A 16,117-nucleotide genomic window follows, 5' to 3' on the forward strand; every position below is an offset into this window, starting at 1 on the left:
AGGAAAACGGTTAACAGGACGGCTGGTAACGCTGGTACTGGCGCTGAATGGCGATCTGGTCGGCAATATATTTGGCATCGTGCCAGACGCCCCAGATAAAGGTGGACCCGCGCCGCGAGAGCCACGGCAAGCCGAGGAAATAGACGCCCGGCTCCGTCGATACGCCGCGGTGATGCTGTGGCCGCTGTGCGTCATCGAAGGCGTTGACCTTCAGCCAGCGATAGTCGGTGGTGTAGCCCGTCGCCCAGATGATGGTGCCGATCCCGGCCTCCGCCAGATTGAGACTGAGCAGCGGGTCGGTAAGGCAGGCCGGATCGGGCAGAAATTCGCGGGCGGAGGGCTCTTCGGGCAGGTCCATACCGTTGCGGGCCACCCACGCGTCCGCGGCGTCGAGCAGCGCAAGGTAGGAGGCATCGCCGCGGCGGATATTCTCCGCCAGGTCGTGGTGAAACAGTGCTTTGTCACCGTCAAAGCCGCGGGTCTGCCCCACTAACGTGACCCCCTGATGCGCCAGCTGGCGAAAATCGACGGTATGGCCGCCGCGCGCGCCGCTCACCGCGATAGTGACATGCTCTTTACCCGGCGCATTGGCCGCGGCATCCCACATTCCCAGCACCCCGAGCCACCAGCAAAAATCGCGCTGACGATAGCGACGCGGCGGGCGGTCGTGCGCTCCCACCGACAGCCACACCGCGCGTCCGGCTCGCTGTAGCTCATCGGCAATCTGCACGCCGGAGGAGCCTGCGCCAATCACCAGCACACCGCCCTCCGGTAGCTGCTGCGGGTTAAAATAGTGCGCGGAGTGGAGCTGCTGAATAGCCTGACTCTGTGGGGCGATGGCCGGGATCACTGGCCGCTGAAACGGCCCGGTGGCCGCTACGATCCGCTGCGCTTCAATCACCCCCTGCGAGGTGTCGATACGAAAGCCCGGCCGTCCGACGAGGCGTTCGGCGCTGAAAACCTCCACCCCGGTACGGATCGGCGCATTGAAGCTGCGGGCATAGGCGGCAAAATAGTCTGCCACCTGCTCTTTGCCGACAAAGCTGTCTGCCGGGCAGTCCGGGAACACCATGCCCGGGAACCGATCGTGCCAGGCCGGGCCGTTGGCGACCAGCGAATCCCAGCGTCCGCTGCGCCAGGCCTGGGCAATACCCTGCTTTTCCAGCACCAGGTGGGGGATATCCAGCCGGGTCAGATGCTCGCTCATGGCGACGCCCGCCTGCCCCGCGCCCACCACCAGGGTATCGATCTCGGTAATCTGTTCAGTCATTTCGCTATCCTTCAAGCACAGTTGCCGACGACGTCGCCGGAATTGACGGCTTTCAGGTTATTTAACTGTGACGAATTGGTAAAATATTATAAAACGATCGACTGAATAGAATTTTACGAGGCTGAGTGACGACAAAAAATAATGCCTGCCGGATCGACAGGCGTTATTTCAGGCGTGAGTTGGGGTTAATTCGATGCTGCGACAATAATCCATAAACAGTTGCGTCGGCCGCGTGGGCTCATTATTCGCGAGATGCGCCATAATTAAGGTCGAGGCGGGCATCTCGTCGGCAATATCCCGCTGCACCACTCTTTCGCCATCGTAGGTCATATCGCAGCAGGGCCGGGTGACCAGCACCGAAAAACCCAACCCCTGACCCACCATACAGCGCACCATTTCAATGGAGGGGGAACTGTAAGCCACTTCCGGGTGATAACCCTTTTCCTTAAAGATGGAGATAAAATAATTTTTACTGGGGACCGCATCGAGGAGGATCATCGGCTCGCGGCTCAGCTCCTGCAGCGTCACCTGCGCCTTCTGCGCCAGCGGATGCGCGGCGGGCAGCAGCGCGTAGGGTTTATGCGGGGCATTGAGCCGCTCTTTATTGATCGAATGGCCGAGCTCCAGATCGTAAACCAGCGCCAGGTCGAAGCGGCCGCGGTGCAGGCCATGCATCAGCTCATGCTGTTCGCCGTCGTACAGATGCAGGGTGATTTCCGGATAGCATTTCTTAAACCCGGCCACCAGCTTCGGCATATACAGCGGAGCCACCGATTCGAAGCAACCGATGGAGATCATGCCAGAAACCAGCTCTTTATCCGCTCGCGAATTCTGTTCGAACTCCCAGGACAGGCGCAGCAGCTCTTTCGCTTTATCGTAGATCCGCCGACCGCTGGAGGTGAGCGAAACGCCCTGCGCATGGTGGCGAATAAACAGCTGCTGGTCGAAGGTGCTCTCCAGATTCTTGATGGCAATCGAAATCGACGGCTGCGCAATGTGCAGCTGGCGGGAGGCCTCGGCGATACTCTCCGTCTCCACCACGGTGACGAAATATTTGAGCTGCTTCAGGGTAAATCGGTTCATAGCATCACCATTGATAAAATATGGTCCGGCGTACACGGGGAATAGTTTTCCTCTAAGTCCCAAGCAATCCGCGTGCCACCCCCGGAAAAGCGCGGCGCATTGCCCGACAAGGGGCGACAATATTTATTATTGCTCTACGCCCGCGTGGTTTATTTCCACCATTGCACCATCATGCGCCACGCTGCACGCCAGACTGGCAGCGCCTGCCCCAGTTTCGCGCAAAATAACCTGTCTGCGCAAAATAGCGTTATTGAATTACAGTCATTGTTTTTAAATTGTTTACGCAAAGTATCCTAACAATCACTTTAAATTCCATATCGTTAATATCTCTGTATAGTTTTTTTAAACTTAAAGACCAAAAATTTACTAATTGCCTCTGAAAGCATCCTGCCAGCATAGTGTATTCGCACGATGAATACCGGTGGCTCCCCATTACGGCACAGCCGAGCCACTTTCATTTTTGATAATTATGACGAGTGAAATAGCCCATGACGTTTAACTGGAACTACATGTTAAGCCTGCTCAGCGATGCCGATTTTTGGTGGGCCACCTGGACCGTCATTAAATTAAGTCTGCTGACCTGGGGCTGCAGTATTGTGCTCGGATTTATTCTGGCGCTGGCCAAACAGTCGCCGCGCGGCTGGTTATCCACCCCAGCCCGGCTGTATATCTGGTTATTTCGCAGTATGCCGCTGCTGGTCCTGCTGATTTTTGTCTACAACATGCCGCAGGCGCTGCCCTCCTTCGCCCCGGTGCTGAACGATCCCTTCTGGGCCGGCCTGCTGGCGATGGTCCTCAGCGAAGCGGCTTATATCGCCGAGATCCACCGCGGCGGATTGCTCTCCATCCCTCGCGGGCAGAGCGAAGCCGCACGGGCCCTGGGGTTGCGCTACGCCGGGATCCAGTGGCGGGTGATCATCCCCCAGGCGCTGCGCGTCGCCCTGCCGGCGCTGGCCAATGAATATATCGCCATCGTGAAGCTCAGTTCGCTGGTGTCGGTGATATCCCTGACCGAAATATTAATGGTCGGCCAGCAGCTCTACTCGCAGAACTTTCTGGTCATGGAGACGATGACGGCCGTGGCGTTTTATTACATCTTTATCGTCACGGTGTTCGATTTTCTGCTGAAACGGCTGGAGAACTACCTTGACGTGACCCAGCGCAATACCGCTCGTCCGGTAGATGCCGAGATGCAGCGGCTGGCCAGCGCCCGCCGCCCGGCGATGGCGCGCAGCGTCACCCAGAGTCATGAGCCGGCGCTGCAGGCCTCTAAGCTGCATAAGGCCTACAACAACGTCGAAGTGCTGGGGGCGGTGAGCCTGCAGATCCAGCCCGGCGAGGTGGTCTCGGTCATCGGTCCGTCAGGCTCGGGGAAAACCACCCTCATTCGCCTGCTGAACGGTCTTGAGCAGATCGATAACGGCGAAATTCAGATTAACGGCCAACCCTTTATTCACCTCGACCGCCAGGGGCAGCAGAAGCCGCGCTTTATGGAGAATGCCGAACATCGCCTGAACATCGGCATGGTGTTCCAGAGCTTTAACCTGTTCCCGCATCTGACCGTGTTCGGCAATCTGCTGCTGGCCCCGCGCTATCACCATCTGGCAAGTGACGCGGAGCTCCGCCAGCACGCCTGCGAACTGCTGCACAAAGTGGGCATGCTGGAGCACGCCTGGAAGTATCCGCACCAGCTCTCCGGCGGACAGCAGCAGCGGGTGGCGATCGCCCGCGCCCTGATGATGCGTCCGCAGATCATGCTGTTCGATGAGCCCACCTCGGCGCTGGATCCGGAAAAAGTGAATGAAGTGCTGCAGGTTATCGAATCCCTGGCCCACGAAGGCATCACCATGGTCATCGTCACCCACGAGATGAACTTCGCCTTCAAAGTGTCCGACCGGATCGTGTTTATGGAGAAAGGCCGGGTGGTGTGCGATGACACGCCGCAGGCGATGCGTAGCGGGCAACACCCGCGGGTCGAGGCCTTTCTCAAAGATGTTTCTCTGGCTTAACTATCGGAACGTGAAGAGGAAAAACTATGATTGCGCAGTGGCAAATTGATCAGTTTCATCAGCAGGGTTTTCTGGTGGTCGAAGAGGTGCTTTCCAGCGCCGACATCGCCGCCCTGCAGAGCGATTTCGACGGCTGGGTCGAGGAGAGCCGCGGTCACGCGACGGTGTGGGGAGAAACCCTCGACGGGCGGCCACGCTTCGATATCGAGCGCGATCATGCTCCTGACCATCCGTCGCTGCGCCGGGTCGCCTCCCCGACGGAGATCTCCGAGGCCTATCGCCATACTGCGCTGAACTCACGGATGGCGACCATCGCCGCGCAGCTGATCGGCGGCAGCGGCACCCGCTTTCATCACAGCAAAATTAACTCCAAGCTGCCGCACACCGCCACCGAGGTGAAATGGCATCAGGATTTCCTTTTCACCCCACACAGCAATGACGACATCATCACCGCCCTGCTGATGGTCAGCGAGGTGACGCCAGAGAATGGTCCGCTCAACGTGGTGCCGGGCAGTCATCAGGGGCCGCTGTGGTCCCACTGGCAGGAGGGGCGCTTCACGGGGGCGGTGGATGATGAGGTGGTGGCGACGCACTGCCAGCAGCCGCAGGCCTGTTTTGGCCCGGCGGGCTCAGTCTGCTTTATGCATACCCGCCTGCTGCACGCCTCCAGTCCCAACGAAACCGCCCTGCCGCGCACCCTGTTCATCAGCGTCTACGCCGCGGAGGATGCGCTACCCTACGGCGAAAACCCGCTGCCGAGCCGCCATGCCGGCCACCTGGTCGCGGGAGAAGAGAGCGGTCTGGTGCGCAGCACCAATAACCAGCTTCGTCTGCCGCAGAAGCCGCGCGGCGCTTCGTTTTTTGTTCAGCAGGCCGGCGCCGATCGCGCCAGCATGTAATTTGCCCACACTCCGGAGGTTTTATGACACGCATTTTCGCACCACGCCCGCTGACCCTGCTGCTCTGCGCAGCGGCTGCTCTGACATCCTTTAGCGCACTGGCCTTTCAGCAAAGCGGTAAGATCACCGCCGGTTCGGACATGACCTTTTTTCCTTACGAGTACATGGAAAACAATAAGCCAGCCGGTTTTGACATCGAGCTGCTCGATGGTCTGGCGAAGACTATGGGCCGTGAAGCAGTGAATATCGATACCCGCTTCCCCAACCTGATCCCCGGGCTACAGGGTGGGCGCTTCGATATCACCAACTCGTCGATGTACATTACCGCCGAACGCCTGAAGGTGATCGATATGGTGCCGTACCTGAAAAGTGGGGAAGCGATCCTCGCCCGCAAAGGCGGCGACTACCAGCCTAAGACCCCGGAGGACTTCTGCGGGCATAAAATCGGCTCGATGGGCGCCACCTCGTGGCTGGCGCAATTGCAGAAGCTTTCCGCCGACTACTGCGTGAAGAAGGGGTTGAAGCCGATTGCGCTGAGCGTTTATACCACCGACCCGCAGACCACCCAGGCGCTGTTGTCGCGCGCGGTGGATGCGCAGATCACCGACGCCGCCGTGGCGCGCGGGGTGGTGGAAAAACTGGGTGACCGGGTGGTTATCTCCTCTGACACGCTGATCTATCCGGTGCTGAACGGCTTTGGCGTTAAAAAAGGCAATTCTGAGGTGAAAACCGCCCTCGAAGAGGCGCTGAAAAAATACAGCGCGACGCCGGAATATGCCGCCCTGCTGAAGAAATATCACTTCCAGGCGCCGACGGCGGACGATCTGCAGACCCTGATGCCGAAAGCGGAGTAATGCCCATGCGCGATTCCGATGAAGAGCAGATCCGCATCGACCTGGCGGCCACCTTTCGCATCATTGCCCATCTTGGCATGCATGAGGCGGTGGCCAACCATTTCAGCGCCGCGCTCTCCGCCGACGGGAAAACGTTTTTACTCAACCCGAAGTGGAAACACTTTTCGCGCATCCGCGCCAGCGATCTGCTGGTGCTGAACGCCGATGATGAAGGTTGCGCCGCGCGCCCTGACGTCGATGCCACCGCGTGGGCTATTCACGGGCAGATCCATCAGCGGCTCCCGGACGTGCGGGTGGTGCTGCATCTGCACCCGGTGTACACCACCAGCCTCGCCTGTCTGGCGACGCCGCAGATCCTGCCCATCGACCAGAACACGGCCCGCTATTTTAACCGGGTCGCCGTCGATACGCTGTACGGCGGGATGGCGGACACCGCGGCAGAAGGCGCCCGGCTGGCGGGCCTGCTGGCGGACAAACGCCGCCTGCTGATGGGGAATCACGGGGTGCTGGTGACCGCCCCGACCATCGGCGAGGCGTTCGATGATATCTGGACCCTGGAGCGCGCCTGTCAGATCCTGATCACCGCCTGGTCCACCGGCCATCCGCTGAAGGTTCTGTCAGACGCGGTAGCGGAAAAAACGGCCCAGGACTGGGAGAAGATTGCCGATTTCTCGCGGCAGCATTTTGCCGAAATGAAGCAGTTAATGATCGACCTCGATCCCTCCCTGGTGGACTAACCCCCGCGCCTGCCCGGGTCAGCCCGGGCCGTCGCTGGCTGCCGCCAGCAGCGGCACGATGATATCGCTGAGCGGTGTCGGAATGCCGTGCTGACGTCCGCGACGCTGCACCACGCCGTTACGAATATCCCACTCCAGCGGTCGGCCATTCAGACGATCGATCAGAATAGAGGTGCTTAAGTCGGCAGGCGCCCGGTGAAAGCCGGCGATAATCTCCTCCGGCACGCTGTCGCCCAGGGCGGCCCCTTCCGCCCGCGCCACCTGCAGACATTCGCGCAAATAAGCCAGTCCGAGGGCAGTGATGTCTTCCCGGGCAAACATCCCGGCGCGGCGTCCGGTCAGCACCATCAGTCCGGCGACGGCGTTCTGCAACAGTTTACGCCAGGCCACGGTGGTAAAATCCGCCGCCAGGTCCACCGCGCAGCGGGTCCCCGCCAGCGCCTGCTGCACTCGCTCTGCCCCCGGCAGATCCGGCAGCGTCAGTCGCGGCGTGGCGCGCAGCCAGACAGAGGCATCGGCATCGCGCTGCGCCGGAAACCAGACTACCGAGGGCAACACCGTCGCGCCGCCGGTCAGGGGGGCAAACTGCTGGCGCTGTTCAACGCCGTTTTGCAGCACGCACACCACGGTGTCCGCGGAACACAGGGCCGTCAGCCAAGGGGCGATGGCCTCCGTCTGGGTGGTTTTCACCGCGACAAAGACCAGGTTGAAGGGGGCGGCTATCGCCGTTGGGTCGGTGTGCACCGGGCCGGGCACCACGATCTCGCCCTCGTCAGTGCGCAGCACCAACGCCGAATGGGCGGTACGCCCGCAGACCATCGGCGCCCTCCCCACCTCAAACAGGGCGGCGGCGATAGTCGTGCCGATGGCGCCGGGACCAATAAGTGCAACCTTAGGAAATGCTGTCATGCCGAAGACCTCCTGGTGATTCACCGCCCTGGTTGGGCAAAGATTGCCCTCCACAGTAGCGAGAAAGACCGGAGGTCGGCAAGCGGCGCGTCGGGAAAAGCCATTCGCTTTCCCCGACAGCGGTCTAGTAACGCACGCAGACGGATTTGGTTTCGCACCAGCCGTCGAGCCAGTCAGGGCCGAAATCGCGGCCGGTACCAGACTGCTTCATGCCGCCGAAAGGCAGGTTGGCGTCAATCAGAGTATGGCTGTTGACCCATACCGTTCCCGCCTGCAGACGGTCGGTGTAGTTCAGGGCCTGGGTTAGATCGCGGGTCCAGACGCTGGCGGTCAGACCAAAATCGCTGTCGTTGGCCAGACGCAGCGCCTCCTCGCCGTCGGCCACCCGCACCAGGTTCACCACCGGGCCAAATACCTCCTCACGGGTGAGGCGCAGTCCGGCGTCGGGGTTAACCACCAGCGTCGGCGGAATATAGTACCCCCCCGCATCCGGTCCGGCGCTGCCGCTGATGAGCTCTGCCTTCTGCTGGCGAGCCTCTTCGAGGTAGGCCGCCACCTTGTCGCAGTGGGCCCGGGAGACCACCGGGTTGATCTGCGCCGTCTCCTGCATCCCCGGCCCCACCTGCAGCGATTTCACCGCCTGCTCGAAACCGCTGACCAGGGTGTCAAACAGCGGCGCTTCGATGTAGATCCGCGAGCTGGCGGCGCAGACCTGTCCCTGATTGAGGAAGCTACCGGTCATCAGCCCCTCAATAACCCACTGGGGATCGGCATCTTTGAGCACAATCGCCGGGTTCTTGCCGCCCAGCTCCAGCGTCACGCGAGTCAGGCGGTCGGCGGCCACGCGGGCGATCTGTTTCCCGGTCGCCGTTGAGCCGGTAAAGCTGACCTTCGCTACCTGCGGATGGGCGGTCAGCGCCGCGCCGCAGCCGGCGCCGCTGCCGGTGACCACGTTGAATACCCCGTCAGGTATGCCCGCCAGGGTCGCCAGCTCCGCCACCCGCAGCAGGGTCAGCGGGGTGGTTTCAGAAGGTTTGATGACGATCGAACAGCCTGCCGCCAGGGCCGGCATGACCTTCCACATGCCGATCATCAGCGGGAAATTCCACGGGACGATGCCCGCCACCACCCCGACCGGCTCTTTTTTGGTCCACGCCTGGTAACGCGCCCCTTGCGGGAACGGGATCGACACGTCCAGCGTCCGGCCGCTGATCTTGGTGGTCAGCCCCGCGGTGTAGCGCATCCAGTTCAGGGTGCAGCCGACCTCAAAGGCGCGAGAGATCGCAATGGATTTGCCCTGCTCAAGGGTTTCCAGTTGCGCCAGCTCTTCGCCGTGCTGCTCCACCAGGTCGGCAAAACGCAGCAGGATGCGTTCACGGTCGGCCGGGGTGCGCCCGGCCCAGCGGCGATCGACAAAAGCGCGCCAGGCGGACATTACCGCCCGGTCAACATCCGCCGGGCTGGCGTCGGCGGTGGTGGCAATCGCCTGCCCGGTGGCCGGATCCCAGACGGTTAACCGGTTTTCGCTCTGCGCGGCGCAGGGAGCGCCGTCGATATACAGGCCATGCTGACGGTCTAAAAACTGCTGGACGCTGGCAAGCAGCGCTATCTGAGAGGTGGACATACCCTTTCCTTATTCTTCGCGGATAGTGCTTTCAGTCTATGTCCGGTTGGCGGCTGGCGCTTTTTTCTCTGTGACATTCGTTTGCGCCGCTGTGACAGTCGCCGCAAATCCGCGGCTTACCCTGGCAGAAATGTGCCGCAGGTAATAGTTCTTTCATATACCCGCCATCGCGGCCTTGCCTGAGGCGGCATAAATGCAACAATGCGGAAACATTGTTATTACAGGAGAAGGGCGAATGATGACCACGGCAGAGGGGGGGCTGGCGTACCAGCGCTGGCTGGCGACGATCAATCAGGTCTGCGGCCATTTCGCCGCCCGGCCGCTGGAGGGGCGCTTCCACGGCGAGATTGACGCCCGCTACGCTGGTAACCTCAAGGTCAGCACGGTCACCGCCGCCGGCGTTAATCTCTACCGCACACACAATGAGATAAAACGCGATAACGACGCCTGGTTCTACACCGTATTTCAGCTTGCCGGCGAAGCCATCATCGAACAGGACGATCGCCAGGTGACGCTGGCGGCAGGCGATATCACGTTAATCGACGCCGCCCGCCCCTGCTCGATTGTCTGGCAGCAGACCTCGCGTCAGGCCTCCCTGCTGCTGCCGCGCCAGCGGGTGGCGCCCACAGGCGACATCGCCACCGCCTGCCGGCTGGACAAATCCCTGCCAATGGTGCAGCTCAGCCAGCGATTGTTGCTGGAAAGCATGGGCGGCACGACACTCTCCGCCAGCGAGAGTGAAGCGGCGCTGGAGGCGATCGCCTGCCTGTTGCGCCCGGTGCTGCATCAGCGCGAGCCTGCCCCTTCCCGGCGGGAAAAGCAGTTTCAAAAGATTATTGCCTTAATCGATGCGTCCATTCAGTCGGAGCATTTGCGCCCGGAGTGGCTGGCCAGCGAGACGGGGATGTCGGTACGCAGCCTGTACCGGCTGTTTGCCGACAAAGGGCTGGTGGTGGCGCAGTATATTAAGAACCGGCGGTTGGATCTGTGCGCCCGGGCGCTACAGAATGCCCACGACGACGAAAAGCTGGCGGGGATCGGCTACCGCTGGGGCTTCAGCGACCACAGCCATTTCTCCACCGCCTTTAAGCAGCGCTTTGGCGTCTCGCCGGGCGAATACCGCAAGCGCTGCCGCTGATCATTTACGCCGCCACTGGCCGTTCAGCCCCTGGACGTACTCCCCGGGCTGAGCCCGGGCCACCAGCTTCTGCCCGGCCATTTTCGCCACTTCATCTACCGGCAGATTGTTGTCATCCGCCAGCTGCTGGTAGCTTTCGCTGCGCGCGGCGTTGATCTGCTTCACCAGCGCTAAGGTCTCTTTATCCTGGCGCAGCGGCGCCAGATAGCCGTTCAGCGTTTCCCCCACCCGCCCCTGCTGCCGCGCTTCGCTCAGGGTCAACGCCAGCGCGGGCGCGCTGAGTAAGGTCAGCGCCAGCGCTGCGCTTAACAGTCGTTTTCTCATCGTCGCCTCAGAACAGATCGCTGCGGGATTTCAGCAGATTTTCCACATCCTTATCGACCTTGATGTGGATCTCATGCTCAATTTTGACATTCATATTAATGGTGATGGGCTCTTTCGATGCCGCAATTTCGATACGCGGCGTACAGCCGGCGAGCAGCATCGGCGCCACCATGGCCAGTAGCAACTTCTTCATTTAGGTTCCTTACATGTCTTACCGTCCGTACAGCGCCGCACGGGCAGCATGGCATTCTGTTCGAGCCACGCCTGTAAATTGTCGCCGAAGCGTAAACTGCGCCACAGGTCGAAAATATTCTCTTCATGAGCGTAGTTTAAATGCACGGTACTGCTTTTCCCGTCCACCCGGCTGGTACCGTTGATGGTGGCCTTAAGCGTCAATACGCCCAGATTGTCGAGGTTAATCCGCGTCCACGAGCGGGAGATCTCCATATAGCGCAGCCAGTTAATCGCCGCCCCGGCGGAGACATTGTCCGCCACCAGCGCATCGGCAGTGTCTTTATCCAGCCGCAGGGTCATCGGCCCGTCATTACGCAGCCAGCCGTCGTGGATGATCCATTGGTTGTTTTCCAGCCACAGCGGCAGCGCGCCGCTCACCGCCCCGGACATAGCGAACTGCTTCACCTTGACGGCGCTGGTGAGTTCGCTGCTGGAGATATGTTGCAGACGGATCAGCGCCGGGTCGCGCTGCGGCATGCGCAGCTGCAGCAGGGTCAGTTTTCCGCCTAACAGATCGACGCTGACGTCGCTGAGCTGCAGCGGATTGGCCTCACTCCACGGCCAGGTGCCCTGCAGGTCCGCCGTCAGATTGCGCGCGGTAACCTGGTTGACGATTTCGCCAATACGCAGGGAGACCGGACGGCGGGTGCCCAGCTGCCAGTGGCCGTCGCTGAAACGGAATGGCAGCACGAAGTCGACGCCGTTAATCTGATTGTCCGGCATCCAGGCGCTGCCGCCCTTCAGCACGCCGTGGCCGCCCGCCTCAAATCCCTGCCCGGCTGCTGCCGAAAAGGCCACCTGCGCATAGAGACTCCCTTCCCGCAGATTCATCTTCCAGTCCGGTGGCACCAGCGGCTGGAACACCGTCAGCGACTGTTTTGGCCACCACGCCTGGCCGCGCAGCCGTTCGCCATCCCAGCGCCCGGTCAGCCGCACCGGGCCAATGGTATCGGCGTGCAGGGCGCCGGTGAACTGGAACCACGTCGGGTCCCGGCCGTCGAGGGCAAATTTCAGCGTTGACGCCGGGAGATAGCTGCCGCCGGAGAAGGTGGTCTTTGCCGCGTCCAGCGACAGCGCGCCGGTCAGCCGCGGGTGCTGGGCATCACGCAGCCAGCGGATCGGCTGCTCGAGCGTCAGACGCGGCGTACTGACCCGCATCGTGCCGTACTCGAGCTTATCGAAGCCGGTGGAGAGGCTGCTCAGGGTAATAGCATTGTCGCGCCACTCCCCGCTGCCCTTCACATCCCAGCGCGCCTGCATCGGGGTGAAGTGTCCCTCACCCCAGTAGCGCCATTGCCAGCGGCCGCTGTCGGGCAGAAAATCGCTCGCCTGACCGTCCAGATGCAGCGTAAAGTCGCCCATCTGCTGCTCATGGGCGCGGAGGATCGCCTGCAGGCGGCCATCGACGCCCTGCTGGGTCACTTTCACCCCAGCCAGCGGCCAGCGAATTTCATCAATATTCAGCGCATCGATCACTCGTCCGCGCGAACGCAGCAGCGCCCCGGGATGAAACGCCAGCTGCGGGCTGACCAGCGACCCGCTGAGCTGCGCCGGCAGCGCCGCGTAGAAGATCATCTCCCCCAGCTTGGCCTCGCCGGTGAGCCGCAGCGGCATGTCGCTGTTATCCATGCTTAGCTTGCCCGGACCGATATTCAGCACCGCGTTGCCTTTGCCGGCATGCCCCTCGGTGAGGACATTTAAGCGACCGCTGACGGTCATCTGCTCGGTCCCCTGCTGCCAGTTACCCACCGACAATGCGACGCGCCCGCTGAGCGGATAGTTCTGGTAGCGGGTGCGCCAGCGGCCGTCGCTGATGGTGATCCGCTCCGGGGTGATCTCCCACGGCAGGTCCAGGATCGGCTCTACCTCGCCGCGCGGCGTCACCAGCAGCTGGCCGCGATTGTGCTGCCACTCGAGCTCGGCATCGATCCATTCCGCGGTTTGTGGAAATTCAAAGGTGCCCTGCATCTGGCCGTCGACCGGCAGACCATCCGGTACCAGCGGCAGGTGGAAGGTTCCCACCAGCTTCACCGGCGGCTGATCGTCAGTCAGCCGGGCGCTGAACTGGCTGACGGTGAGGGCCTGGCCGCGCAGGCGCGCCTGCAGACTCAGTTCCTTACCGGCAAAGCCGATGTCCTGCTGCGCTGGCGTCAACGACATCACCAGCCGCCCCTGCCATTTCTCCCACGGCGACAGCCGCAGGTTATCAATCGTTAACCAACTGTAGGGCAACATCGATTGCCATTCGGCGAGGGTGCGCGGCGATCCCGGCGTGGGCTCGCTGGCCGGCAGTTTGCTCAGACAAGCGCTGTTGATGTCCAGCTGGCCAATATGCAGCCGCCAGCGGCTGGGACGCGAAAGGCGGGTATCGGTCACCCGGGCGAGTTCACAGTCGCCCACCAGATAGCGCAGATCGGGGATCAGCAGAGCCGACCGCGTCAGACGCGGGCTCTCCTGCAACGAGATACGAGTGCCAACAGGCAGCCAGATGCCCGCCAGCGTCGGCACCCAGTGGGTCAGCGTCAACAGCAGCGTTAGCGGCAATAACACCAGCACTAACACCAGCGCGATGGCGGCTTTATATTTACCCTTCATGGGCAGTTAATATCCTGATTCAACATAAGTAAAAGCCGAATGGCGCCCATTGTGACACGTTCGACCAGTGAGTGAAAGTTTGCGACCTGTTAAAGCATAGTTGCCAGCCGGACTCGCGGCGCGGCGATCGGCCGTCATCATTTAGCTTTTGTTTAAGCAGCGCCTGCCACACTCCAGCCAGACAGAAATGGCTTGCGGGAGAAACCGTGTCGTTAATTATCTCGCTCATTGAGAGCGCACAGGGCCACTATCCATTGGTATTACTAATGGTTTTCCTGCTTACCTTCACTAAATCCTGCGCGCTGGTGTCGCTGGCGATCCCGGGCACCTCCGGTCTGCTGCTGTTGGGGACATTCGCTTCCGCCAGCCTCGGTCATTTCCTGTTAATGTGGTCCAGCGCCAGCCTCGGCGCCATCGGCGGATTCTGGCTCTCGTGGTGGTTAGGCGTTCGCTATCGTCACCGCCTCACACAGTTACGCTGGCTCACCGCCGAGCGGCTGGCCCGCAGCCGACTCTTTTTTCAGCGCCGCGGGCTGTGGGCGGTCTTTTTCAGTCGCTTCCTCTCTCCCCTGCGCGCCACCCTGCCCCTGGTCAGCGGCGCCAGCGGCCTGCCGCTGTGGTCGTTTCAGCTAGCTAACGTCAGCTCCGGTCTGCTGTGGCCGTTTCTGCTGCTCTCCCCCGGCGCTTTAAGCCTCAGTTTGTGGTGAAAAAACTTTGTCTTTCAAAGAGATTCCGCAAATCCGCGATATGCTCTAGAATTAGCATAAGCACCTGACACTTAAACTATTTTTTAATAATTGTACGATTATTTTAAATATGCTACCGTGACGTTATAATCACTGGAGAAAAGTCTTATGAAAATCGCGGTTTACAGTACGAAGCAGTACGATAAAAAGTACCTGCAGCACGTGAATGATACCTACGGCTTTGAACTGGAATTCTTCGACTTCCTGCTGACAGCGAAGACCGCCAAAACCGCCAACGGTTGCGAAGCGGTGTGTATCTTCGTCAATGACGACGGCAGCCGCCCGGTGCTGGAAGAGCTGAAGGCCCACGGCGTGAAGTATATCGCTCTGCGCTGCGCCGGATTTAACAACGTCGACCTCGAGGCGGCAAAGGAGCTTGGCCTGCGCGTGGTCCGCGTCCCGGCGTACTCGCCGGAAGCCGTCGCTGAGCATGCGATCGGTATGATGATGTCGCTCAACCGTCGCATCCACCGCGCCTATCAGCGTACCCGTGATGCCAACTTCTCCCTCGAAGGCCTCACCGGTTTCACCATGTACGGTAAAACCGCCGGGGTGATCGGCACCGGGAAAATTGGCGTGGCGATGCTGCGGATCCTCAAAGGTTTCGGCATGCGCCTGCTGGCGTTCGACCCGTACCCAAGCGCCGCCGCGCTGGAGCTGGGGGTGGAATATGTCGACCTCGCTACACTGTACAAGGAGTCGGACGTGATCTCCCTGCACTGCCCGCTGACCGACGAAAACTACCATCTGCTCAATCGCGAGGCGTTTGACCAGATGAAGGACGGGGTGATGGTGATTAACACCAGCCGCGGCGCGCTGATCGACTCCCAGGCGGCCATCGACGCCCTGAAGCACCAGAAAATTGGCGCGCTGGGGCTGGATGTTTATGAGAACGAACGCGATCTGTTCTTTGAAGACAAATCCAACGATGTGATCCAGGACGACGTTTTCCGCCGCCTCTCCGCCTGTCACAACGTGCTGTTCACCGGCCACCAGGCGTTCCTCACCGCTGAGGCGCTGATCAGCATTTCGGAGACCACCCTGGGCAACCTGCAGCAGGTCGCCAACGGCGAAACCTGCCCGAACGCCATCGTCTGATTCCTTTCCCTTTTGTGCTCCTCTCCCGGGGGGAGCACATTCAGATAATCCCCACAGATCCCCGCTGCGATACCGTTACACTGGCTTGGTTTTATTAGTAATGTGAATGTTTTGGAGTGAAAATGAACAAATTGGCGGCGCTACTGGCGGCAGGTATGCTGTTGTCCGGCTGTGTCTATAACAGTAAGGTGTCCACCGGCGCGGAACAGCTGCAGCATCATCGCTTCGTGCTGACCAGCGTCAACGGCCAGGCGGTCAACGCCGGCGACCGGCCGCTGGAGCTGAGCTTCGGCGAGAAGATGGCTATTACGGGCAAGATGTATGTTTCGGGCAATATGTGCAACGGTTTTAGCGGGGAAGGCAAGGTGTCGGACGGCGAGCTGAAGGTGAAGTCGCTGGCGATGACCCGGATGCTGTGCCACGATGCCCAGCTTAATACCCTTGACGCGACGATCGGCAAGATGTTGCGCGAAGGCGCGCAGGTCGATCTGACGGAAAACCAGTTGACGCTGGCGACCGCCGACCAGACGCTGGTCTATAAGCTCGCCGACCTGATGCACTAGCCGGCATTGAGGTGCCGCTGACGCTGCCCCGCGA

At 60.9% G+C, this 16,117-nt stretch carries 15 protein-coding genes; 8 read left to right on the forward strand and 7 right to left on the reverse strand.

Going from position 1 to position 16,117, the window contains the following annotated elements; genetic code table 11:
- Nucleotides 1-10 precede the first annotated feature (10 nt).
- Both R0140_RS15060 and R0140_RS15065 read right to left on the reverse strand, forming a co-directional pair.
- A complete protein-coding gene (locus R0140_RS15060; protein WP_012968371.1) occupies nt 11-1,270 on the reverse strand; it encodes a flavin-containing monooxygenase in 1,260 nt (419 codons plus the stop codon).
- Between the two features lie 168 nt (nt 1,271-1,438).
- Nucleotides 1,439-2,353, reverse strand: a complete 915-nt coding sequence (locus tag R0140_RS15065) for a LysR substrate-binding domain-containing protein (RefSeq protein ID WP_004190428.1) — start codon at nt 2,351-2,353, stop codon at nt 1,439-1,441.
- Between the two features lie 488 nt (nt 2,354-2,841).
- On the opposite strand from R0140_RS15065, the gene R0140_RS15070 reads away from it, so the two are divergent.
- From R0140_RS15070 to R0140_RS15085, 4 genes are read left to right on the forward strand one after another with little or no spacing between them, the layout of a single operon-like run.
- Complete coding sequence (locus R0140_RS15070; RefSeq protein WP_004190429.1) at nt 2,842-4,362, forward strand: amino acid ABC transporter permease/ATP-binding protein; 1,521 nt, start codon at nt 2,842-2,844, stop codon at nt 4,360-4,362.
- A 26-nt stretch (nt 4,363-4,388) separates the two neighbouring features.
- Entirely contained in the window at nt 4,389-5,261 is an 873-nt protein-coding gene (locus R0140_RS15075; protein WP_008805134.1) for a phytanoyl-CoA dioxygenase family protein, read from the forward strand.
- 23 nt (nt 5,262-5,284) lie between these two features.
- Nucleotides 5,285-6,115 carry an ABC transporter substrate-binding protein gene (locus R0140_RS15080; protein ID WP_032754206.1) on the forward strand — a complete coding sequence of 277 codons (831 nt, stop codon included), beginning with the start codon at nt 5,285-5,287 and terminating at the stop codon, nt 6,113-6,115.
- Between the two features lie 5 nt (nt 6,116-6,120).
- Nucleotides 6,121-6,852, forward strand: a complete 732-nt coding sequence (locus tag R0140_RS15085) for a class II aldolase and adducin N-terminal domain-containing protein (protein WP_032730195.1) — start codon at nt 6,121-6,123, stop codon at nt 6,850-6,852.
- Nucleotides 6,853-6,870: 18 nt separating this feature from the next.
- Here R0140_RS15085 and R0140_RS15090 read toward each other — a convergent pair whose 3' ends face one another.
- On the reverse strand, nt 6,871-7,761 hold the full coding sequence (locus R0140_RS15090) for an oxidoreductase (RefSeq protein WP_032754201.1): 891 nt from the start codon (nt 7,759-7,761) through the stop codon (nt 6,871-6,873).
- A gap of 124 nt (nt 7,762-7,885) precedes the next feature.
- Complete coding sequence (locus R0140_RS15095) at nt 7,886-9,385, reverse strand: aldehyde dehydrogenase family protein (RefSeq protein WP_012541945.1); 1,500 nt, start codon at nt 9,383-9,385, stop codon at nt 7,886-7,888.
- Between the two features lie 235 nt (nt 9,386-9,620).
- Between R0140_RS15095 and feaR the strand changes: the two genes are divergently transcribed.
- Nucleotides 9,621-10,523: a transcriptional regulator FeaR gene (feaR, locus tag R0140_RS15100; protein ID WP_012968374.1), complete on the forward strand. Its 903-nt coding sequence runs from the start codon at nt 9,621-9,623 to the stop codon at nt 10,521-10,523.
- On the opposite strand, the gene R0140_RS15105 is transcribed toward feaR, so the two are convergent.
- The 3 genes from R0140_RS15105 to R0140_RS15115 are packed head-to-tail and all read right to left on the reverse strand — an operon-like array spanning nt 10,524 to nt 13,676.
- Nucleotides 10,524-10,847: a YdbL family probable chaperone protein gene (locus tag R0140_RS15105; protein WP_012541948.1), complete on the reverse strand. Its 324-nt coding sequence runs from the start codon at nt 10,845-10,847 to the stop codon at nt 10,524-10,526. It lies immediately after the preceding gene.
- Nucleotides 10,848-10,854: 7 nt separating this feature from the next.
- On the reverse strand, nt 10,855-11,040 hold the full coding sequence (locus R0140_RS15110) for a YnbE family lipoprotein (RefSeq protein ID WP_012541949.1): 186 nt from the start codon (nt 11,038-11,040) through the stop codon (nt 10,855-10,857).
- Entirely contained in the window at nt 11,037-13,676 is a 2,640-nt protein-coding gene (locus tag R0140_RS15115; protein WP_008805141.1) for a YdbH family protein, read from the reverse strand. The genes R0140_RS15110 and R0140_RS15115 overlap by 4 nt, the downstream gene beginning before the upstream one ends.
- A gap of 206 nt (nt 13,677-13,882) precedes the next feature.
- Between R0140_RS15115 and R0140_RS15120 the strand changes: the two genes are divergently transcribed.
- The 3 genes from R0140_RS15120 to hslJ all read left to right on the forward strand — a co-directional run bounded on the left by R0140_RS15120 (nt 13,883) and on the right by hslJ (nt 16,083).
- Entirely contained in the window at nt 13,883-14,383 is a 501-nt protein-coding gene (locus tag R0140_RS15120) for a DedA family protein (protein WP_004204015.1), read from the forward strand.
- Between the two features lie 147 nt (nt 14,384-14,530).
- Nucleotides 14,531-15,520, forward strand: coding sequence for a 2-hydroxyacid dehydrogenase (locus tag R0140_RS15125; RefSeq protein ID WP_008805143.1), 990 nt, complete (start codon nt 14,531-14,533; stop codon nt 15,518-15,520).
- Between the two features lie 122 nt (nt 15,521-15,642).
- On the forward strand, nt 15,643-16,083 hold the full coding sequence (hslJ, locus tag R0140_RS15130) for a heat shock protein HslJ (RefSeq protein WP_008805144.1): 441 nt from the start codon (nt 15,643-15,645) through the stop codon (nt 16,081-16,083).
- Nucleotides 16,084-16,117 lie beyond the last annotated feature (34 nt).

The sequence above is a fragment of the Klebsiella sp. w6 genome (assembly GCF_033100215.1).
Taxonomy (GTDB): domain Bacteria; phylum Pseudomonadota; class Gammaproteobacteria; order Enterobacterales; family Enterobacteriaceae; genus Klebsiella; species Klebsiella variicola.